The 20,816-nt window shown below is 31.8% G+C and carries 23 protein-coding genes; 9 read left to right on the forward strand and 14 right to left on the reverse strand.

Going from position 1 to position 20,816, the window contains the following annotated elements:
- Nucleotide 1: 1 nt before the first annotated feature.
- The 6 genes from accC to pdxA form a co-directional block, all read right to left on the reverse strand.
- Nucleotides 2–1,342, reverse strand: coding sequence for an acetyl-CoA carboxylase biotin carboxylase subunit (accC, locus tag C8N27_RS15310; protein ID WP_099214638.1), 1,341 nt, complete (start codon nt 1,340–1,342; stop codon nt 2–4).
- An 89-nt stretch (nt 1,343–1,431) separates the two neighbouring features.
- On the reverse strand, nt 1,432–1,914 hold the full coding sequence (gene accB / locus C8N27_RS15315; protein ID WP_099214637.1) for an acetyl-CoA carboxylase biotin carboxyl carrier protein: 483 nt from the start codon (nt 1,912–1,914) through the stop codon (nt 1,432–1,434).
- Between the two features lie 23 nt (nt 1,915–1,937).
- Complete coding sequence (locus C8N27_RS15320; RefSeq protein ID WP_121148682.1) at nt 1,938–2,933, reverse strand: beta-ketoacyl-ACP synthase III; 996 nt, start codon at nt 2,931–2,933, stop codon at nt 1,938–1,940.
- Between the two features lie 150 nt (nt 2,934–3,083).
- Nucleotides 3,084–3,278 carry a 50S ribosomal protein L32 gene (gene rpmF / locus C8N27_RS15325; RefSeq protein WP_047789948.1) on the reverse strand — a complete coding sequence of 65 codons (195 nt, stop codon included), beginning with the start codon at nt 3,276–3,278 and terminating at the stop codon, nt 3,084–3,086.
- 8 nt (nt 3,279–3,286) lie between these two features.
- Nucleotides 3,287–3,823: a YceD family protein gene (locus C8N27_RS15330; RefSeq protein WP_121148628.1), complete on the reverse strand. Its 537-nt coding sequence runs from the start codon at nt 3,821–3,823 to the stop codon at nt 3,287–3,289.
- 74 nt (nt 3,824–3,897) lie between these two features.
- Nucleotides 3,898–4,932: a 4-hydroxythreonine-4-phosphate dehydrogenase PdxA gene (pdxA, locus tag C8N27_RS15335; RefSeq protein WP_121148630.1), complete on the reverse strand. Its 1,035-nt coding sequence runs from the start codon at nt 4,930–4,932 to the stop codon at nt 3,898–3,900.
- 63 nt (nt 4,933–4,995) lie between these two features.
- On the opposite strand from pdxA, the gene C8N27_RS15340 reads away from it, so the two are divergent.
- Together C8N27_RS15340 and C8N27_RS15345 are read left to right on the forward strand one after the other, a co-directional pair.
- Complete coding sequence (locus tag C8N27_RS15340; protein WP_099214633.1) at nt 4,996–5,586, forward strand: riboflavin synthase; 591 nt, start codon at nt 4,996–4,998, stop codon at nt 5,584–5,586.
- Nucleotides 5,587–5,623: 37 nt separating this feature from the next.
- A complete protein-coding gene (locus C8N27_RS15345; protein WP_121148632.1) occupies nt 5,624–7,168 on the forward strand; it encodes a patatin-like phospholipase family protein in 1,545 nt (514 codons plus the stop codon).
- 21 nt (nt 7,169–7,189) lie between these two features.
- Here C8N27_RS15345 and C8N27_RS15350 read toward each other — a convergent pair whose 3' ends face one another.
- The gene (locus tag C8N27_RS15350) at nt 7,190–7,513 is read right to left on the reverse strand and encodes a hypothetical protein (RefSeq protein ID WP_121148634.1); all 324 of its coding nucleotides are present in this window, start codon (nt 7,511–7,513) and stop codon (nt 7,190–7,192) included.
- A gap of 6 nt (nt 7,514–7,519) precedes the next feature.
- Nucleotides 7,520–7,981 (reverse strand): hypothetical protein, encoded by a 462-nt coding sequence (locus C8N27_RS15355; protein ID WP_121148636.1) that lies wholly within the window; start codon nt 7,979–7,981, stop codon nt 7,520–7,522.
- 202 nt (nt 7,982–8,183) lie between these two features.
- Here C8N27_RS15355 and C8N27_RS15360 point away from each other — a divergent pair, with 202 nt between their 5' ends.
- Genes C8N27_RS15360 through C8N27_RS15385 form a run of 6 tightly spaced genes read left to right on the forward strand, consistent with a single transcriptional unit; the run spans nt 8,184 to nt 12,556 of the window.
- Nucleotides 8,184–8,570 (forward strand): hypothetical protein, encoded by a 387-nt coding sequence (locus C8N27_RS15360; RefSeq protein ID WP_121148638.1) that lies wholly within the window; start codon nt 8,184–8,186, stop codon nt 8,568–8,570.
- Nucleotides 8,571–8,586: 16 nt separating this feature from the next.
- Nucleotides 8,587–9,444 (forward strand): universal stress protein, encoded by an 858-nt coding sequence (locus C8N27_RS15365; RefSeq protein WP_099214628.1) that lies wholly within the window; start codon nt 8,587–8,589, stop codon nt 9,442–9,444.
- A 12-nt stretch (nt 9,445–9,456) separates the two neighbouring features.
- Nucleotides 9,457–9,867 (forward strand): hypothetical protein, encoded by a 411-nt coding sequence (locus C8N27_RS15370; RefSeq protein ID WP_099214627.1) that lies wholly within the window; start codon nt 9,457–9,459, stop codon nt 9,865–9,867.
- A complete protein-coding gene (locus C8N27_RS15375; protein ID WP_099214626.1) occupies nt 9,857–10,705 on the forward strand; it encodes a restriction endonuclease in 849 nt (282 codons plus the stop codon). The genes C8N27_RS15370 and C8N27_RS15375 overlap by 11 nt, the downstream gene beginning before the upstream one ends.
- 12 nt (nt 10,706–10,717) lie before the next feature.
- The gene (locus C8N27_RS15380) at nt 10,718–12,091 is read left to right on the forward strand and encodes an MBL fold metallo-hydrolase RNA specificity domain-containing protein (protein WP_121148640.1); all 1,374 of its coding nucleotides are present in this window, start codon (nt 10,718–10,720) and stop codon (nt 12,089–12,091) included.
- Nucleotides 12,092–12,115: 24 nt separating this feature from the next.
- Nucleotides 12,116–12,556, forward strand: a complete 441-nt coding sequence (locus C8N27_RS15385) for a hypothetical protein (protein ID WP_121148642.1) — start codon at nt 12,116–12,118, stop codon at nt 12,554–12,556.
- Nucleotides 12,557–12,601: 45 nt separating this feature from the next.
- Here the strand turns inward: C8N27_RS15385 and C8N27_RS15390 are convergent, their stop codons facing one another.
- From C8N27_RS15390 to C8N27_RS15400, 3 genes are read right to left on the reverse strand one after another with little or no spacing between them, the layout of a single operon-like run.
- Nucleotides 12,602–13,468, reverse strand: coding sequence for a universal stress protein (locus C8N27_RS15390; protein WP_121148644.1), 867 nt, complete (start codon nt 13,466–13,468; stop codon nt 12,602–12,604).
- Between the two features lie 3 nt (nt 13,469–13,471).
- On the reverse strand, nt 13,472–15,088 hold the full coding sequence (locus C8N27_RS15395; RefSeq protein ID WP_099214622.1) for a BCCT family transporter: 1,617 nt from the start codon (nt 15,086–15,088) through the stop codon (nt 13,472–13,474).
- Between the two features lie 28 nt (nt 15,089–15,116).
- Nucleotides 15,117–16,274 carry a hypothetical protein gene (locus tag C8N27_RS15400; protein ID WP_121148646.1) on the reverse strand — a complete coding sequence of 386 codons (1,158 nt, stop codon included), beginning with the start codon at nt 16,272–16,274 and terminating at the stop codon, nt 15,117–15,119.
- Nucleotides 16,275–16,774: 500 nt separating this feature from the next.
- Between C8N27_RS15400 and C8N27_RS15405 the strand changes: the two genes are divergently transcribed.
- On the forward strand, nt 16,775–18,214 hold the full coding sequence (locus C8N27_RS15405; RefSeq protein ID WP_121148649.1) for a PAS domain-containing protein: 1,440 nt from the start codon (nt 16,775–16,777) through the stop codon (nt 18,212–18,214).
- 25 nt (nt 18,215–18,239) lie between these two features.
- Here the strand turns inward: C8N27_RS15405 and C8N27_RS15410 are convergent, their stop codons facing one another.
- The 3 genes from C8N27_RS15410 to C8N27_RS15420 are packed head-to-tail and all read right to left on the reverse strand — an operon-like array spanning nt 18,240 to nt 20,760.
- Nucleotides 18,240–19,226 carry an MlaD family protein gene (locus tag C8N27_RS15410; protein WP_121148651.1) on the reverse strand — a complete coding sequence of 329 codons (987 nt, stop codon included), beginning with the start codon at nt 19,224–19,226 and terminating at the stop codon, nt 18,240–18,242.
- Between the two features lie 5 nt (nt 19,227–19,231).
- Nucleotides 19,232–19,981, reverse strand: coding sequence for an ABC transporter ATP-binding protein (locus C8N27_RS15415; RefSeq protein ID WP_028892234.1), 750 nt, complete (start codon nt 19,979–19,981; stop codon nt 19,232–19,234).
- Entirely contained in the window at nt 19,978–20,760 is a 783-nt protein-coding gene (locus tag C8N27_RS15420) for an MlaE family ABC transporter permease (protein ID WP_028892235.1), read from the reverse strand. The genes C8N27_RS15415 and C8N27_RS15420 overlap by 4 nt, the downstream gene beginning before the upstream one ends.
- Nucleotides 20,761–20,816 lie beyond the last annotated feature (56 nt).

The following is a 20,816-nucleotide window of genomic DNA, read 5'->3' on the forward strand; positions in this document are numbered from 1 at the left end:
GTTATTTTTCCATTTCAAAATCTTCCATGAACTTAGTGGTATAATTACCAGCTACGTAATCTGGATGATCCATTAATTGTCTGTGGAAAGGAATAGTTGTTTTTACACCTTCAATAACATACTCATCTAATGCACGTTTCATTTTGTTAATCGCTTCTTCACGAGTTTGTGCAGTAACAATTAACTTAGAAATCATTGAATCGTAGTTTGGTGGAATCATATACCCTGCATATACGTGAGTATCGATACGAACACCATGACCACCTGGCGCATGATAAGAGGTTATTTTTCCTGGAGCAGGTCTAAATCCATTATAAGGATCTTCTGCATTAATTCTACATTCAATTGAGTGTAATTGTGGCTTGTAGTTTTTACCAGAAATTGGCACACCAGCTGCAACTAAAATTTGCTCACGAATTAAATCGTAATCAACAACTTCTTCAGTAATAGGGTGCTCTACCTGAATACGTGTATTCATTTCCATAAAGTAGAAATTACGGTGTTTATCTACTAAGAACTCAACAGTACCAGCACCTTCATACTTAATGTACTCAGCAGCTTTAACAGCAGCAGCTCCCATAGCATCACGTAATTCTTCTGTCATGAATGGAGAAGGAGTTTCTTCAGTTAATTTTTGGTGACGACGTTGTACTGAACAATCTCTTTCAGATAAGTGACAAGCTTTACCGTAAGCATCACCTACTACTTGAATTTCAATATGGCGAGGCTCTTCAATTAACTTCTCCATATACATATCATCGTTACCAAAAGCTGCTTTTGATTCTTGTCTTGCAGAATCCCAAGCATCTTTTAAATCTTCAGCTTTCCAAACAGCACGCATCCCTTTACCACCACCACCAGCAGATGCTTTTAACATAACAGGGTACCCTGTTTCTACAGCGATTTTTTCACACTCTTCAAAAGTGGTGATTACACCATCACTACCTGGTACACATGGTACACCAGCAGCTTTCATGGTAGCTTTAGCATTTGCTTTGTCTCCCATCCTGTCAATCATCTCAGGAGAAGCTCCGATGAACTTAATTTCGTGCTCTTCACATAATTTAGAGAATTTAGCATTTTCAGCTAAGAAACCATATCCTGGGTGAATTCCGTCAGCGTTTGTAATCTCTGCCGCAGCAATGATACGATCCATTTTTAAATAAGACTCGCTACTTGGTGCAGGTCCAATACAAACAGCTTCATCAGCAAATCGTACGTGTAAACTTTCAGCATCTGCTTTAGAATATACAGCTACTGTTTTAATACCCATCTCTTTACAGGTTCTAATTACACGTAGCGCGATTTCGCCTCTATTGGCAATTAATATCTTTTTAAACATGTCTTTTAGTTTATGAGTTTATTGGGTTTAGCTGTTTAAGAGCTTAGCTATGTGCTAAACTTCTAAACGTAAAACTTCTAAACCAAAAATTATGATGGGTCTACTAAAAATAATGGTTGATCAAATTCTACAGGAGAAGAATCATCCACTAATACTTTAACGATTTTACCAGATACTTCTGATTCAATTTCGTTAAATAATTTCATTGCTTCAATGATACAAACAGTATCACCAACTTTTACTTCTGTTCCTACTTCAGCAAAATTAGGTTTGTCTGGAGAAGGCTTTCTGTAGAAAGTACCAATGATAGGTGATTTTATAGTTACATATTTTGAGTCGTCTTCAGTGTTGGCAGGAGCAGCTGCAGCTGGTGCTGTTGGTTGAGCAGCAGGAGCAGGAGCCATCATTTGAGGAGCTTGAGCCATAGGAGCAGCAGCTTGAATAATAGTAGTTTCAGCAGCCTCGCTTCCAGTTTTAATGGTGATTTTAATATCTTCCATTTCTAACTTTACTTCACTTGCACCTGACTTAGCTACAAACTTTATAAGACTTTGAATTTCTTTAATGTCCATTTTCCTAAATTTTAGTTGTTTAGTTATGAGTTATATGCCCATTTTAAGTAGATAGCTCCCCATGTGAAGCCTCCACCAAATGCAGCAAAAATTAAATTATCTCCTTTTTTTAACTCTTTTTCATAGTCAGCAAGCAATAATGGTAAAGTAGCAGAAGTAGTATTTCCGTACTTATGAATATTCATCATTACTTTATTATCTTCTAAGCCAACTCTATTAGCAGTAGCTTCAATGATTCTTTTATTAGCTTGGTGTGGAACTAACCACTGAATGTCATCTTTTGTTAAGTTGTTTCTGGTCAACATTTTTTCAGAAACATCAGCCATGTTAGAAACAGCAAACTTAAATACAGTTCTTCCTTCTTGATGAACAAAGTGTTGCTTATTTTTAACTGTGTCTTCTGATGCTGGTAAAATTGACCCACCTGCATCAATCTTTAAGAATTCACGACCAATTCCGTCGCTTCTTAAATACTCATCTTGTAACCCTAAACCGTCGTTATTAGGCTCAAATAAAACAGCACCCGCACCATCACCAAAGATGATACAAGTAGCTCTATCGCTATAATCAATAATTGATGACATTTTATCGGCACCAATTAACAATACTTTTTTGTATCGACCACTTTCAATATAACTTGAGGCAGTAGACATACCATATAAAAAACTAGAACAAGCGGCTTGTAAATCATAAGAAAAAGCATTTACGGCTCCTATTTTAGACGCAGTATAAGCAGCTGTTGAAGCTACAGGCATATCTGGAGTAGCAGTTGCTACAATAACCATGTCGATATCTTCAGGTTTTGTGTTTGATTTTTGAAGTAAATCTTCTGCTGCTTTTATAGCCATGAAAGAAGTTCCAAGACCTTCACCTTTTAAAATCCTTCTTTCTTTGATTCCTGTTCTGGTAGTAATCCATTCATCATTGGTGTCCACTATTGTTTCTAGCTCTTTATTGGTTAGAGCATATTCTGGAATATATTTTCCTACCGCTGTTATAGCTGCAGTTATTTTAGTCATAGTTGTTTGTTTTGTAGTAAAACGAGTTTTCAAAGTAATGAAAATTATTTCACTTTTTTGTAGAAAAAAACATCAAAAAGAGTATTTTTTGATGTAAAAACATAAAAAAACCCTCAAAGTAGAGGGTTTTTTTATGTTTTAAACTAGTTTCTAAGCCTCAGCAGCAGCACTTTCTAATACTACTTGACCTCTGTAATAAAGTTTTCCTTCATGCCAGTGAGCTCTGTGGTATAAATGAGCTTCTCCAGTTGTAGGATCAACAGCTATTTGAGGTACAGAAGCTTTATAATGAGTTCTTCTTTTATCTCTTCTAGTTTTAGATATTTTTCTCTTTGGATGTGCCATTTTATGTCTTATTTATCTGTTAGTAAATCCTTTAATTTATCCCATCTAGGGTCTGTTGATTCTTCCTCAACAGTTTTTTCTTCGTTTATTCTTAATTCTTCTAATTTTCTTAAAGCATCTGATTGCATAGTGCCATCAACAACATCTGGATGTATCCTTTTGCTAGGTACTGATAACACAATTAATTCATATATGTATTGAGATACATTTACTTGATAAGCTTCGTGTGGAAGTATCAAAATTTCATCATGTTCATCATTAAACTCAGGTCCAAACTTAACAACTAAATTTAAATTACCATTAATTGGTAAGTCAAATAATTCGTTAGTAATATCACAAGGAACATTAACTGTTCCGCTTATGTCAAAAGATAGCTCCAATAAAGTGCTTTTTTTAACAAGTGTAATATCAGCTTTTACATTAGTGTTGTTAAACTCATCAAACTGAAATGCTTCAAAGAACGTTTTGTCAATTTGATATTCAAACAAATGACTTTCTTCTTTTAAACCTACAAAAGGTATGTTGAATTGTTTTAAGTCTTTCATCTACAACTATCAATTTGAGCGTGCAAAGATATAAAAAATGTTTTTACTTTTATGTTTTGAGTAAAAAAAATGAACTATTTTGCTTTTAATGCGTTTTTTGTAAGTTCTTGATACTCTTTTCTGTTCTTAAATATTTGTAATGAGGTAAATAAGGCTTCTTTAAAAGACGTAGGATTAGCTTTGTTTTTACCTGCAATATCAAACCCAGTTCCATGGTCTGGAGAGGTTCTTACTTTACTTAATCCGGCAGTAAAGTTTACACCATTTCCAAAGGATAAGGCTTTAAAAGGAGCTAAACCTTGATCGTGATACATGGCTAAAACTCCGTCAAATTGTTCATAGGTTTTTGAACCGAAAAAACCATCGGCTGCATACGGACCAAAAACTAATTTACCTGACTCTTTAATTTCTATAATAGTTGGACGGATAATTTCGTCGTCTTCAGTACCAATTATACCATTATCACCACAATGTGGATTTAATCCTAATACTGCAATTTTAGGCTTACTAATGTTAAAGTCTTGTTGTAACGAAGTGTACATTGTTTCGACTTTAGACTTAATAAGTTCTGGAGTAATTGTTTCAGCAACTTTAGATACAGGAATATGACCAGTAATTAAACCAATACGTAATTCATCAGTCATTAAAATCATTAAGCTTTTTCCATCAAAGTTTTCTTCTAAATACTCTGTGTGACCTGGAAACTTAAACTCTTCAGATTGAATGTTTTCTTTATTAATAGGAGCAGTAATGATAAGATCTATTTGGTTCTTTTTTAAAGCTCCAACAGCGGCTTGTAATGATTTTAAGGCGAATTTACCCCCATCTTCAGTTATCTTACCTAAATCTATTTTAACTTCTTCTTTCCAGCTATTTAATAAATTAACCTTTCCATGTACAAGTTTATCTAAAGAAGTAATTCCATGGATGTTGGTATTAAGTCTTAAAGCCTTTTTATGATATGAAATTAGTTTGTTTGAAGCAAATAAAACAGGAGTGCAAAAATCAAGCATTCGTTTGTCTTCAAATGTTTTTAAGATAATTTCGATACCAATTCCGTTGATGTCCCCAACCGAAATTCCGACAATAATTTTGTTAGCTTTATCCATAGTTTACTTTCGTAGGTAAAGTTGTATTTTTGATGCTAACAAAAGTAACTAAATTTTTATAGAATGTTTACCGGAATAATAGAAACTCTTGGAATTGTTAAAGGTATTGAGCGTGAAAAAGAAAATTTACACCTCACAATAAAAAGCACAATAACCAATGAATTAAAAATAGATCAGAGTGTAGCACATAACGGTGTTTGTTTAACAGTTGTAGCAATTGATAAGGATGAGTATACTGTTACAGCTATTAAAGAAACGTTAGATAAGACCAATATAGGTGATTTACAGGTAGGAGATGAAGTAAACCTAGAGAGAGCAATGAAGTTAGGAGCTCGATTAGATGGGCATATTGTACAGGGACATGTTGACGGAACAGGGACATGTAAAAGCATAGAAGATGCAGATGGAAGTACAGTGTTTACTTTTTCATATGATTTTGATGGTACAAATGTTACTATTGAAAAAGGTTCAATTACTATAAATGGAGTAAGTTTAACGGTGGTGAACTCTAAAAAGGATGAATTTAGTGTAGCCATCATTCCATACACGTATGAGCACACAACCTTTAAAAATTTTAAAATAGGTACTAAAGTGAATTTGGAATTTGATGTAATTGGTAAATATGTTGCTAGACTTCATGGCTTAAGAGAATAGATTGAAATTATAAAAAGAATAAAATTGCACTAAAACTATGGAGGTATTTAAGTCTATAGCCTTATGTTTTTCAGGAGGAGGATATAGAGCAGCTTGTTTTTCTTTAGGAACATTATCGTTATTGGAAAAAGTAGGATTGTTAGAAAATGTAAAAGCAATTTCTACAGTTTCTGGAGGAACAATTACTGGGGTTAAGTACGCACAATCACAGATTGAAGGAAAAGATTTTCAGATTTTTTTTGATGAGTATTATAAATGGTTATCAAAGGATGAATTGACAAGCAATGCATTGAGTCATTTAAGATGGCAGTTAATTTGGAATCAGCCAGAGAATAAGCATAAGCGAAAGAATCCGATTAATGCCTTTGCTATTGAGTATAATAAACTAACAAATCAAGCAACATTAGGGCAAGTTCAAGAGGTAATTAGTCAAGGTAAAACACATTTAGAAAGGGTAGTTTTTAATGCTACTGATTTTGATAGTACACATCAGTTTAGATTTCAAAATATAAAAGGAAACCAAAAAAGGTTTGGAAATGGAAAAGTACATAGTAAATATAAAAGAGTAATAGATGATATAAAGTTGGGGGATGTAATTGCAGCTTCCACAGCTTTTCCAGGAGGGTTTGAACCCATGGGGTTTCCGTATGATTTTACCCCAAAGCATAATGATTTAGAAGAGGTAGGGTTGATGGATGGTGGTATTGTAGATAATCAAGGAGCTTCTGTTTTTGTGTCAGAAGCACAGAATCAATGTGAAGGGAAACCCGAACGTCATGATTTATATTTCTTGTGTGATGTTTCTTCGCCATACCCTGGAGAAGGCTTTAAATTTGCTTCCGATTCATGGTTTAGTAAATATGTGTCTTATGTATCTAGTGCTTTTACTTTATTGTTAGTGTTGATAGCTACTGTATTTTTTGGAGTGCAAAAAATGATGGTTTGGTATACGATAAGCGTTGTAATATTAGCTTTTTTGGTATTTATTCATTTTTTGTTTTTCTCATTATCCAAATTAATGCAAGATGAAACAGGTGTAGATCAAAGATTATATTTACCACCAAGAAGAGTAGGCTTTTATATACTTAACAGAGCAAAATCTTTGGTTCGCATGGCAAGTGTGGTTTTTCTTAAAAATGATAGAAGACAACACGCAAACGCTATTTACAGTACTTTTCCTAATAAAATAATTACATCTACAGTGTATGAGTTACGGTGTAAAGACGCTTCAGGGAATCAAACAACTCGACCAGAGAACGAGAGAGGTTGGGAAGAGATAATGAAGCATACAGGAGAAATAAGTATGGCAATTATTAAAAATTCACATAAAAGTACATCATTTGGTACTACTTTATGGTTTACAAAAAAAGATAAGGAAAATGATATGTTAAACACTGTTGTTGCTTGTGGAGAGTATACAGCCTGTTATAACTTATTATCATATCTAATTATTCAATATGGCGACAGAGCTACAGAAATGCCAGTTTTTAAAGAGTTATTATCCCTTTGGAAGAAATTTCAAGAAAACCCCAAATTTTTAGTAGAAGAGCGTCAAGAAAAAATAAAGACCATGAACAAATAAATATTCATGGTCTTTTTATGTTTAAAAAACTAAGACTTTTATCGTGTCAACAATAGTTTTAACAACTTTGTTTTTAAAATGCCCTAAGCTTATTTTTGATATTCCAACAGCTTGTAAAGTTTTCATTTTAAATAAGTCTTTTTGACTTTCTACTAGCCATTCAAAATCTTCTAGGGTAAGTTTACCTTGTGCGAGTAAAGAAGTCCATCTTTCTAGTTTGTCCTTTGATTCATTTAAAAATAGTTCAATGTCTTTTTTTGACTCTTGTGAAAACTCACCAAACTTCTGACTAAATAACGAGACTAATGATTTTTTTAATTCTTGTAATATTTTTTCGAAATCCATAGCAAATTATTTGTTTGAAATAAGTTGTAAAAATTGATTTTTAGTAGCAGGTTCTTTTTTGCTTTCATACTCAAGTAACAGGTTAAGAGCTTCAGTTATTTGTCCTTTAGCTTCTGTTATAAAAAATGGAGAAAGTTTGTCTTTTTCTTTCCATCGTTTTAAAAAGCCAGCAAGTAAGTTTTTGTCTTGGTCTGCTAATAATAACCACATTTTATAGGTTATCTCGTTGTTAGGTTTGTATTTTTCGTACTCAACAATTTTGGCAATCTCATTTTGTAACTCTTCAACTTCCTTGCTGTTTTCCTGATAAGAGTTTTCAGCTTTTTCTATGAGTTGAGTAGCGTCTATTTTTATTTCAATAGTTTTTTGAAATGAGTATTGATCGTAAGGAGCTGTTTTAAGAATACTGCATGAAGAAAGAAAAGCAGTAATAAGCATTAAAATAAAGAAGGGTTTGTTGTTTTTCATTTTTATAAGTTAGGTTAATTTTTAAAGCAAGTAAATTTAATACTTTACGAATCATATATGAGGGGAAAAAACACCCAGAAAAAAGAAGTGTTTTTCAGGAATAACTACTTTAATATATAGTTATTAGTTGTTTTTATGATAAAAGTCATGAAAATCAATAAGTTATATTCGTATCTTTGGGTAAGGTGTAAATCAATAAGTTATGGATATATCAGTCTTTTTACTAAAGTTCTGGGGGTGGTACTGTATTATTTTCTTTTTTATACTAAGTTTTAACCCTAAAAGAGTAAAACAAATAGTAGATAATTTACAAGATGTTCGGTTTTTAATTATTCTTTCATTGTTTGCTATTTTAATAGGTTTACTTAACGTGTTAGCTCATAATATATGGGAAGCAAATATTAAATTGTTAGTAACCTTATTTGGTTGGTTGGCTTTAATTAAAGGTATTATCCTATTTACTTTTCCTAAACAAACGATTAGTTTACTAAAACAAACCAATTTAAAATTTATACAAGCTATATATGTGTTGTTGTTTTTCTTAGGATTGTTTTTGTTGAATGAAGCTTATGGTATAGTTCCTTTTTAACCAAATCTAAATAGAAATGAAAAAAAAGATTTTACTACTAACCGATTTTTCTGAAGCATCATACAATGCAATTGAATATGCTTTGGAGCTTTTTAGGACAGAAAGATGTAGCTTTTATGTATTAAATGTTTTTAAAACAACATATAATTTAATAGAAGATTTAGTTCCTCCTCAACCAGGAGAAAAGGGGTATGATGAACCAAAGAAAAAATCATTAGAAGGACTTAATAGGATATCAAACTTAATAGCATCAAAAGAAGAAGGGAATCCTTTTCATGAGTTTGATTATATATCACAAAAAAATAAATCTTTATTGAATGCAGTCGAGGAAATAGTGGAGCAAAAAGATATAGAAATGGTTGTTATGGCCACGAAAGGATTAACTAATGATGGTAGTTCTGTATTTGGAAGTAATGCAATACAGGTAATGGAGAAGATTCGTAATTGTCCTGTTTTAGTAGTACCAAAACAAGCTAAGAAGCAAATACCAAAAGAGATTGTTTTTCCTACGAGTTATAAAACCCATTATAAAAAAAGAGAATTAGATTATTTAATAGATATAGTTGGAACTTGTAATGCATCTTTAAGAGTATTACATATTGCTAATAATGATGATATAGATAAAAATCAAAAGGAACATAAAGAGATGTTAAATGAATATTTTGAAGGATTAAATTATTCTTTTCACTCACTGTCTTGTGTTACAGTATCTACGGCTATAAAATGCTTTGTAGAAAGTAGAGAAAGCGATATGGTGGCTTTTATAAATAAAAAACACGCGTTTTTTGATACTATATTTTCTAAACCATTAGTAAAAGAAATAGGGTATAAATTAAAGGTACCTGTGTTGGTGTTACATGATTTAAGAAACTAAAAAAACAAAACAATGAAAAACATAGGAGTTTGGTTAGACAAAGAGAAAGCTCTTGTTATAACCATTGAAAATGGAACAGAGAATATGAAGACGATACCTTCTAATATAGAAACGTTTCGTATTCATGGTGGATCAGGAACTCGATTTAAGGGAGGTCCTCAAGATGTAGTTCAAGATAGTAAGTATTTAGAGAGAGAAAAACATCAGACAAAAAGATATTTTAATAAGCTTGCAGAAGAGGTTAATAGTGCTGATTCACTAGCCATTTTTGGTCCTGCTGAAACTTTTGAAAAATTCAAGAAAGAGCTAGAAAGCTCTCATCAAGAATTAGATGCGAGGGTTAAAAAAGTGCAAAGAGTTGATAGTATGACTGACAACCAAGTAAAGGCTTTGGTTAGAGATTTCTTTAATAATGGAAACTAATCCAAATAAAATAACAATAGTAAAAGCTTCTGGTGAAGTTGCACAGTTCTCTTTAGCTAAATTAAAAAAATCACTTAAAAGAACTGGTGCAGATGATACTTTAGTGTCAGAAATTATAGAAATAGTTCAAGGTGAATTGTACGAAGGAATAACAACTAAAGAAATTTATAATAGAGCCTTTGCTTTACTAAAGAAAAAAAAGAATGTATTTGCTTCAAAGTATAAACTTAAAAAAGCAATATACGAACTTGGACCTACAGGTTATCCTTTTGAATATTTTATAGCAGCAGTTTTAAAATACTCAGGGTATAAGGTGAAAGTAGGAGAAATTTTGCAAGGGGAGTGTGTACAACACGAGGTTGATGTGTTAGCTCATAAGAATAATGAAACTACTGTTGTAGAGTGTAAGTTTCATAGTGAACAAGGCTTTGTGTGTAATGTAAAAGTTCCTTTATATATACATTCTAGGTATAATGATGTTAGAAATTATTGGAATACTTTTAATAAGCATAAAACAACGCTAACTCAAGGTTGGGTAGTAACAAATACCCGATTTACAGAAGACGCTACACAATATGGTAATTGTGCAGGTTTGTATTTGCTAAGTTGGGATTACCCGAAAGAAAATAGCCTAAAAGATATAATTGATAGGCTAGGGTTATACCCAATAACGGTTTCTACACTCTTAACTAAAAGAGAAAAACAGTTTTTGTTAAATAGAGATGTGGTGTTATGTAGAGAATTGATAAAAGACAGCTTTTATTTAGATCATTTAGGTGTTTCAGACACTAGGAAAAGTAGAATTTTATTAGAAATACAACAATTATGTAGTGCTTAAAAAGGAAGGAATATGCTAAATTTTGCAAAAGTTCATTTTTTAGGAGCAGCTGGTACAGTTACAGGTTCAAAGTTTTTGATAGAAGCTTGCGGAAAGCAAATTATGGTTGATTGCGGTATGTTTCAAGGTCTCAAAGAACTTAGAGAATTAAATTGGGCAGAGTTTCCTGTTGATGTAAAAAAAATAGATGTTGTATTATTAACTCATGGACACTTGGATCATGTGGGGTTTTTACCACGACTATATAGGCAAGGGTTTAGAGGCAAAATTATAGGAACAGCTCCAACATTAGCTATTGCGGGAATTATATTAAAAGATAGTGCTAAAATACATGAAGAAGAGGCGCAAAAAGCTGCCGAAGAAAATTATAGCAAACACAATCCAGTGCTTCCTTTTTATACAATTGCTGAAGCAGAAAGTACAGTAAGTTTATTTCAAGTTGAAGAAGAAGATAAATGGGTTTCTTTTTCTGAAGAAATCTCTTACAGGTTCCAGTACAATGGACACATTATAGGAGCTACTTTTATAGAATTAGATATAAATGAAAAAAGATTTGTGTTTTCTGGAGATGTAGGAAGAGTGAATGATTATTTGTTGGAAGCTCCCAAAAAGCCAGCATGGGCAGATTATCTTTTTGTAGAAAGTACATATGGTCATAAACTACACCCAAAAGAAGATATTGAAGAAATTCTATCAACGTTAATTAAAGAAACAATTGTAAATAAAGGAAATTTAATCATTCCTAGTTTTGCTGTTGAACGATTACAAATGTTAATGTATGTTTTATGGAAACTGTATAAGAAAAATAAAATACCAAGCATACCGATTTTTGTAGACAGCCCCATGGGAAATAATGTTTTAGAGGTTTTTAAAAGATATCCTCAATGGCATAAGTTGCCTATGGATGAATATGATGCAATGTGTAATCATATAAATATTGTTGAATCATATAGGGAAACATGGGAAACTATAGATGATCCTAGGTCAAAAATAATAATCGCAGGAAGTGGAATGGTAACAGGAGGTAGGGTTTTAACCTATTTACAACAATTAATAGACGAACCAACAACAACAGTGTTATTAGTAGGGTACCAAGCAGAAGGAACAAGAGGAAGGCAGTTACAAGAAGGGTGTCATGAAATAAAGTTTTATGGAAAATATTTTCCTGTTAAAGCAAGAATAGAAAGCATAGAAAGTTTATCAGCACATGCAGACCAAGGAGATTTATTAAGTTGGTTAAGTGATATTAAAAACATACCAGAAGAAGTATTTCTTATACACGGAGAACAAACAGCTTTAGACGCTTTTAGATTGAAAATACAAAAAGAAAAAAAATGGAACGTTTGTATTCCAAAACTATATGCTATAAAAGAGTTAATGATATAGAAGTTTAACTTAAAAACTAACTCGATGAAAACAAAAAAAACACAATTAAAATATGTTGAGTGGTTAAGTGCAGAAGATATGCACTTAACATCAAAACAATGGTTGTCTGAACTTTCGTTTTTAAAAGATGAACAGCTTTTTTTTGAAGACTTAATACGGAAATATATTTTCGAACTTATTACTCCAGATCAATTTAAAAAAACAACTAAAATAGTAGAATCGCTGAGTGACTCAAGAAAAAGAACTGAGGAGTTAATTAAACTTGTTGAAGCTCATGAAAGAGGATTAGAGGTTATGGTTGATGGAGTTGATGAGATGATAGAGGAAGAGGTGTATAAAAATGAACACAGAAGATTAATAGTAATGTTTAGTGAGTTTTTAAAAGAGTATAAAGATTTAAAGCAAACAATTTTTACTACGGTAAAAAAGATAGCCAAGTTTGAAAAAAAAAGATTAAATCAATAGGAAATAAAAACGGAGCTAAACATTTAGCTCCGTTTTTTTATAATTTTAAGAAGCGATATAACGCTTTACTACCCATAAAGGAACATGTAAATCATGAGTAAATAACTCTTCAGTAACACTTCCTACTAAAAGAGAAGTAAAGTTGTTGTGCCCTTTATCGGCAACAAACAAAATATCAGTTTTGTCTTTTTCGGCAACAGCTCTTATTTTTTCAGGAATGCTATCTTCTCCAGCTGAAGCTTTTATGGTTTCTATGTTTGTAGCTTTAGTTTTGTTAAGTAATTTTTCAAACTGTAATCCAACATGTTTTTCCACTTTCTCTCGAGCCTTATCTACTTTGATATATGGGAAAAATAATTGAGGAATTTTAAAAACATTTAGTGCTTTTAAAGTAGACTCTTTCTTTTTATTAATAGAAGAAGCCGTGTTAAAAGCTTTAAGAGAAGCTGAAGAAAAATCGGTTGCAACCATAAGGTTTTCTGGGTTTAGGTTTGCTTCCTTAGGGATAGAAAGGATATTACACTTTGCCATTCGTAGCAGCTTCCCTGAAACTGATCCAGATCCTTTATAGGTGTTTTTATTACCTAAAACAATTAAATTAGCATGGTATTTATTAGCAACATAGCTAATTAAACTTTCAGTATAGGCATCATCAGAAACTAATAACTCATAATTACAATCAGCATCAAAATATTTACTAATGCTGTTGTCTAATTCTTCTTCAATAATATCTTCAATGCTTATATTTTCTAACTGTTCAGAAAATAAATTACTTATTTCATACTTTTTTACATTATGAATAAAATATACATTTTCTGTTTCATGATTTTTAGCAAGCATGCTACAGTATTTAATAAGTGTAACATCTAGTTCAGAAAGGTCTAAGGCTACTAGTATATTTTTAATTTTCATAATTTAAGATTTTTGTTTTTTTGAATCTATTAATCTTTTCACAGTTTCCTGGTATTCTTCCTTCTCTTTTTGGTTTAAACGCTTAAGGTGTTCTTTGTAGTCTTCTCTCAATCCTTTAAAAAGAGAGTAACACATTAATAACAAAAGTAAGGTAAAAGGAAGACCTGTGGCAATAGAAGCTGTTTGGAGTGCTTTTAAACCTCCTCCTAATAATAAAACGGCAGCTACAGCACCTTCTGCAAGTGCCCAAAATATTCTTTGTCCTACAGGAGCGTCTATTTTTCCACCTGAAGTTAAGCTATCAACCACTAAAGAACCAGAGTCTGATGAGGTAACAAAGAAACTAGCAATAAGTATAATAGCAACAATATTTAAAGCCATTGAAAAAGGGAAGTCTTCTAAGAAAACAAAAAGAGCGGTAGCAACATTATCATTTACGCCCTCTGCAATAGTAGGGTCTCCACCTAAAATTTCGTGTAACGAGGTTGCTCCAAAAGCAGTAATCCAAAACAAGGTGATTAATGTAGGAACAATTAATACTCCAAGAATAAACTCTCTAATGGTTCTTCCTTTAGAAACACGGGCAATAAACATACCTACGAAAGGAGACCAAGCAATCCACCATCCCCAATAGAAAATAGTCCATGAGTTTTGCCATTCCGTTCCAGTATAGGCTTCAGCCCAAGTAGAAAGATTAATTAAATCGTTAACATAGCTACCTGTGTTTTGTACAAATGATTTTAAGATAAAAATAGTAGGTCCTAAAATTACTACAGCGAGTAATAAAAGTACAGCAATACGCATGTTCATTTCACTTAAAAATTTTACTCCTTTATCAACTCCTGAAACTACAGAAATGGTAGCAATTAATGTAATTCCGACAATTAGCCATATTTGTAATGAAATACCTGAATCTAAACCAAAAACATGTTCTAAACCGGCTGCAACTTGTTTAACACCAAGTCCAAGAGAAGTTGCTAACCCAAAAACAGTAGCTAGAACAGCAAAAATATCTATAATATCACCGATTCTACCGTGAATTCTATCTCCTAAGAAAGGGTAGAATACAGAACGAATTGTTAATGGAAGCCCTCTAGAGTATGTAAAATAAGCTAAAGATAAACCAACCAAAGCGTAAATTCCCCAAGCATGCAATCCCCAGTGTAAAAAAGTAACATTCATGGCTTCTTTGGCTGCTGCTGCAGTATTAGGATCAGCTAATGGGGGAGAAGAAAAATGATAAACAGGTTCAGCAATACTCCAAAAAAGTAGTCCAATACCCATACCAGCACTAAAGAGCATTGAAAACCAAGAAGTTGTTGAAAATTCAGGTTTTGCTTTTGCTCCACCTATACGTAAACTTCCGTATTTACTAAAAGCTAAATAAAGCATAAATGTAACAAAAATGTTTACGGATATAATGAATAACCAACCAGTTTTGTTAGCTATAAAATTTTGTGCTGTATCAAAATATGATTGAGCTCTTTCTTTAAAAAGTAAAGTTAAAGCTACACTTAGTATTATTACTATTGAAGATGTGAAGAATACAGGCCCGTTAACTTCAAGTCCAAAGATTGATTTCCGTTCGTCACTTCTAATTATTTTTTTTGCTTTTTTCATGTGTTAATGTTTTACACTATTTATTCTATTAAAAATAGTATCCGATATTTATGTTAAATCTCATGTCCCAATCAGCATTAGGTGTTCCGCTAGCTAAAGCATTTGTCCATACTGGGCCTAACCAAGGATGATCTTTTCCTGCTGCAAAATCTACATAAGTATAAACATTGCCGGCAGTTACTAAGAAGCCAAATACATTCATTAAGCTGTCTTCAAAATTTACAGCTGCTTTATCCATATAGCCAAAGTCATTATAAACTTGTATGCTAGAAATAGGTTTCCATTTCACAGGAAAAGTGTAAGCAGTACCTAAGGTATATGTTGTTGCCTCTGAAGCAGTAAGGTAAGGAGCTCCGTAAGCAGTTAAAGCAATAAGATTGCTATAGGTAGTGTTTTTAGTGTTGTATTTATAAGTAGAAACTTGAGCTTTAGCATCAAAGTTTTTAGCATTTAGTTGATAGTGTAAGGCAAAAGCATGATGGCTAGATGTATCTTCAGTATCTAAATTATAGAGACCTCCATATTGTACAGAAAGCCCTATTTTGTGTTGAATATTTTTATTACCGAAGTGATAATTTACTTTACCATTTAATTGATTTGTTTCCTTGTATCTTAAATCTAGATTACCATCTCCATCAATGTCTATAGAGGCAACATCGTACGAATATCGGCTATCAGAAACATCAGAGTTGCTTCCAAAATTTAGTTCTTCAGCATTTTTAAAAAAAGCCAAGGCGTATTCCCATTTTTCTCCTTTATGTGTAAATTTTACTCCCATATCATGATCGTCTTCTAGTCCTAAGTAGTAGTTAATACCAAAAAACCAACTATGAGAGTTGTATTGAGTAATACCAAAAGGCACTTGCGTTAACCCTAATTGGATATTGTCTTTTTCGTTAAAGTCATACCCTAACCAACCTTGTTTAAGCATACCGCCACCAAAACTTTGTGAATAAAAGCGGTATTCAGCATTTAGCTTTATTCCTTTATATTTTGCTTTAGCATTAATTCTGAAGACGTCGAAACCGAAATCGCCTCCACGCTTTTTTTGACCGTCTTTCCAAGAAGATAGGTTGTAGTTAAATCGAAGTGCTCCGCCAATTTTAACCTCAGGCTTTTCTTGTGAAAACATAACTGTAACAAAAGAAAAAGCAACTAAGACTAGGCTTTTTTTTGTGAAATTCATTGTTGATATTAATAAATGTGAAGAAAGCGTACTCGTAAAAGCACATTTTCAAGTGAAAGGATAAGAGAAAACTCTTTCTAGCTTAAAAAAATGGTAATTATTTTGAAGGAGGAATGAATTTATCTGATTGATTCCTAAAAACTAAAAAGTTAAAACTGAATACTCGTTTATTCTTTTTGTCTTTGAGTTTTTTTATCATAAGACTGCAAAGTTACTGATTAAAATGGGGTTTTCAAAAAAAGAGAGTCTTGGAGTGTTAAAATTTTTAACTAAAAAGAAAATAAAGAACCCTTGGTGTTTTATGAGTTATGTGAAAAATATGTAGCCTTTAACGCTTTTTTATGAAGCTACTTTTGTGTTAGTTTTCTTAAAGGGTACTAAGAAGCTTAGGAAAAAGAAATTAAGTTATTAAAAAGAGTGATCTGTTGCGTTTTAAAAAAATGTTGTCGTTTTTATGTTGTTAAATTTCAGTATATTAGTGTATTAAATATCATGTGTAAATGAGAACTTCAATGGGAAGAAAAAACTTGTATGGCTATATCATAAACAGTATTATGGTTATAGTACTTGGTATTATTTATTGGAAACAAATGGATTATACTACTAATAGATTCTTGAATTGGGTTTCATTGGTACTAATAGTTCTCATTTTAGGAATGTTAACAATTGTTTTTTTGGTTTTAAAAACACAGATTAAAGCAAAAGAGAAATCGCAAGAAGAGCTTTTAAGGAATCAAAGATTATTACAATCAATAATAAACAACACAACCAATGTCATTTCTGTAAAAAAAATAAATGGTGAGTATATACTAGTAAATGAGAAGTACCAATTAATTTTTGGTAAATCAGAGGAAAGTTTAATAGGAAAAACGAACCATGATATTTTGCCAAAAGAAATTGCAGATAGATATCTTGAAGCCGATTTAGAGGCAATAAAAGCTGGAAAAGAAATTCAAATAGAAGAAGTAGTAGAACAGTCTGATGGACCACATATATATTTGTCTGTAAAATTTCCCTTATTTGATACTTCTAACAGGGTATATGCCATTGGAAGTATATCTACAGATATTACAGAAAGAAAGGCAATTATGGAGTCGCAAAAAGAAGCGGATACCTTTTTTAATATCTCTACAGATAGTCTGGTTATAGCATCTAATGAGAAGTTTTTAAAAGTTAATACTTCGTTAAGTAATCTTCTAGGGTATACAAAAGAAGAGCTTTTAAGAGAGTCGTTTGCTACTTATATTTTTCCTGAAGATATTGAAAAGACAAATGAGGCTATTAAAAAGCTAGAAATGGGAGCGAACTTAGTAAGTTTTAATAATAGATGGATTTGTAAGGATAAAAGTATTAAGTGGTTATCTTGGAATGCTACTTCAGATAAGAATACAGGAACATTGTATGCTGTGGCTAGAGATATTACTAAAGACTTGTTGCTTCAAGAAGAGAGTGAAAAAAGAATGAATGAGCTGTATGAGAATCAGCAAAAATTGAATATGATTATAGAAAATATTAGTGATGGTGTGTTAGTTGCTAATACTGATAAGCAGGTTATATTGGCTAACGAGGTTGCTAATGAGCTTTTTGGTATAGAAGATGATTCAAAAATATCTGTTGACTTTTCTGATCACTTTAAAGTGATAAACTCATATGATGGGAAAGTTTTTCCTATTCAAAACCTACCAGCTGAACTAGCTTTAGAAGGTAAAATTACCAACGATATTGATGTGTTGTTGATGAATAAAGAGACGAATGAAATAAGGAGAGTATTGTTGAGTGGAAGACCTATAATTGATAATGAAAATTATATCGCTGCTGTAGTTGTAACTATTAAAGATATAAGTAGGTATAAGAGGTTAGAAGCAGAATTAAAAAGAAAAGACCAAGAATCAAGAAGAAGAATTGGTTTCAAAAAAGATGATTCAAAAAAGAAAGAATAAAATTGTAAGAAAAGTTAAGAGAAAGTTATTTATTCTTTTCAGCTTTTTTCTTTTCTTTTTCTAATTTTCTAAAATATCCTCGAGTTAAAAAATTGTGTTTAAAAGCTTCCATGTTTTCATTAAACTTTTCTGTTCCTTCGTTTATATTTTGAAGTGTAGATTTTAGACTATTAACCAAAGAGGTATCTTTTGTAATATAGTTAAGAGCTCCTTCACTAGAGTTAAAATCATCAACTAGAACATTAATGTTTCCTATAAGGCTATCAATTTTTACACTTGAAGCATCGATGTTATGTACAATAGATTTTAATTTTTTACCAGAAATAGAATCATTAATTAACATGCCTAAAACAGTGTTATCATCTGTTTTTAATGAAGTTATTATATGGTTTAATTCGTTAATAGTGTTTGATGCTTGGTAACTTATTTTTTTTAGGTTTTTAACAGACTGTTTCATGTCTTTTGCCATAATTGTGTCGTTTAGTAAAACACCTAAAGTTCCTTTGCCCTCTAATAGTTTGTTGGTTATTTTTAAAAGATCAGCTGTAAGTATTGCTGCATTTTCATTAGTAACACTTAATGTGTTTAAAATATCATCTGTTCCAATTTTACTATAAGAGCTAATAACATCTCCATTTTTAATTAATGCTTCTGTTTTTTTTCCTGGAACTATATTTACAATCATATTTCCTACTAATCCGTCAGAACCTATAGTAGCAACAGCATTCTTCTTTATATGAATGGCTATTTTTTTGTCAATAACCATGTTTACTTTTATAGTGGAATCATTAATCATAGTTATATTTTTTACAGTTCCTATGTTTATTCCTGAATAACGAACATTATTTCCGTTTTGCAATCCGTTAACATTTTGAAAATAAGCGCTGATGGTAAAGTTTTCTTGAAACATGCTTTGGCGTTGCCCGATGAGGTAAATAGCAAAAACAAAAATAATTGTACCTATAGATACAAATAGTCCCAATCTAAATTTTTGTGAGTTTGTTGTTTTCATAATACCTATTTAAAAAAAGCTTTAATCTTTGGGTCTTCAGAGTTAGATAATTCTTTAAATGTTCCTGTAGCATAGTCGATGCCATCAATAAGTAATATCATTCTATCTGAAATAACTCGAGCACAATCAACATCGTGAGTAATAATAAGTGACGAGGTATTGTATTTTTTTTGAATATTTTGCATTAAGATAATAATTTCTTTCGCAGTAATAGGATCCAGTCCACTTGTAGGTTCGTCATATAAAATAATTTTTGGCTGTAAAATAAGGGTTCGTGCTAAAGCAATTCGTCGTTTCATACCTCCAGACAATTCAGAAGGCATCATGTCTATTGTGTGTGTCAATCCAACATTGTCTAAAGCTTCAATAACCAGTTTTTCAGTATCAATTAATTTTTTATTTTTTCTTGTACGGCCTCGCAATGGAAATTCTAAATTTTCACGGACAGTCATAGAGTCATATAGCGCACTACCTTGAAATAGAAAACCTATGTCGGTACGTAAAATATCTAATGCCTCTTGGTCTAGTTTAGTTATATCATGATGCATCACTGAAATAATACCTTTATCAGCTTCCATTAATCCTACTAAACATTTAATCATAACCGATTTTCCAGACCCTGATTTTCCCATGACTACTAAATTTTCGCCTTCATAAAGCTGCATATTAAACCCATTAAGCACATGGTTATCTCCAAAGGCTTTGTATAAGTCTTTAATTTCTAGAACTACTTTTTTGTTAAGGGTATTTGTCATAATTCAAAAAAGATATCAGTTACAAAAACAGCTATAAAATCAATAATAAAAAGTAATAAAGAAGCAGTTACTACAGCTGTGTTTGTAGCTTTACCAACACCAGCGGTTCCTTTTTTACAGTTATACCCCTTAAAGCAACCAATAATTCCTATTGCAGCTCCAAAGAAAAACGACTTTATTGTAGCTGGAACTACGTCTCCAAACTTTATAGCATCAAATACTTGATTAAAATACAAAATAAAAGAGACATCTCCTTTTGTGCTTTCAACTAAAAAAGACCCAAACAAAGCAACAGTATCAGCTATAATTACTAGTAAAGGGAGCATGAGGGTAACGGCTAAAACTCGAGTAACTACTAAGTATTTAAAAGGATTTATGCCAGAAACTTCCATAGCATCTATTTGTTCGGTAACACGCATAGAACCTAATTCGGCGCTAATACCAGAACCTATTTTTCCTGCACATACTAAAGCAGTGATGATAGGGCCTATTTCTCTTATAATTGAAATACCAACCATAGAAGGCATCCAAGATACAGCACCAAATTCCATTAAAGTTGGGCGAGTTTGCAAAGTAAGAACCAAACCTATTATAAAACCAGTAATACTAACTAATAGTAACGAACGATAACCTATTTGATAACATTGCAACATTAACTCCTTAAACTCAAAAGGTCGTTTAAAAGCCTCTCTAAAGAAACGAGCGGTAAAAAAAGCTAACTCACCAGTTTCTATAAAAAAAGATTTCAACTGCTTAATCATTAAATTAAAACGTAGCATAAATTGAGTTTAATGTTGTAATTGAATGTATATCAATTAATTATTATTAAAAATAA

The organism is Tenacibaculum discolor (assembly GCF_003664185.1).
Lineage (GTDB): Bacteria > Bacteroidota > Bacteroidia > Flavobacteriales > Flavobacteriaceae > Polaribacter > Polaribacter discolor.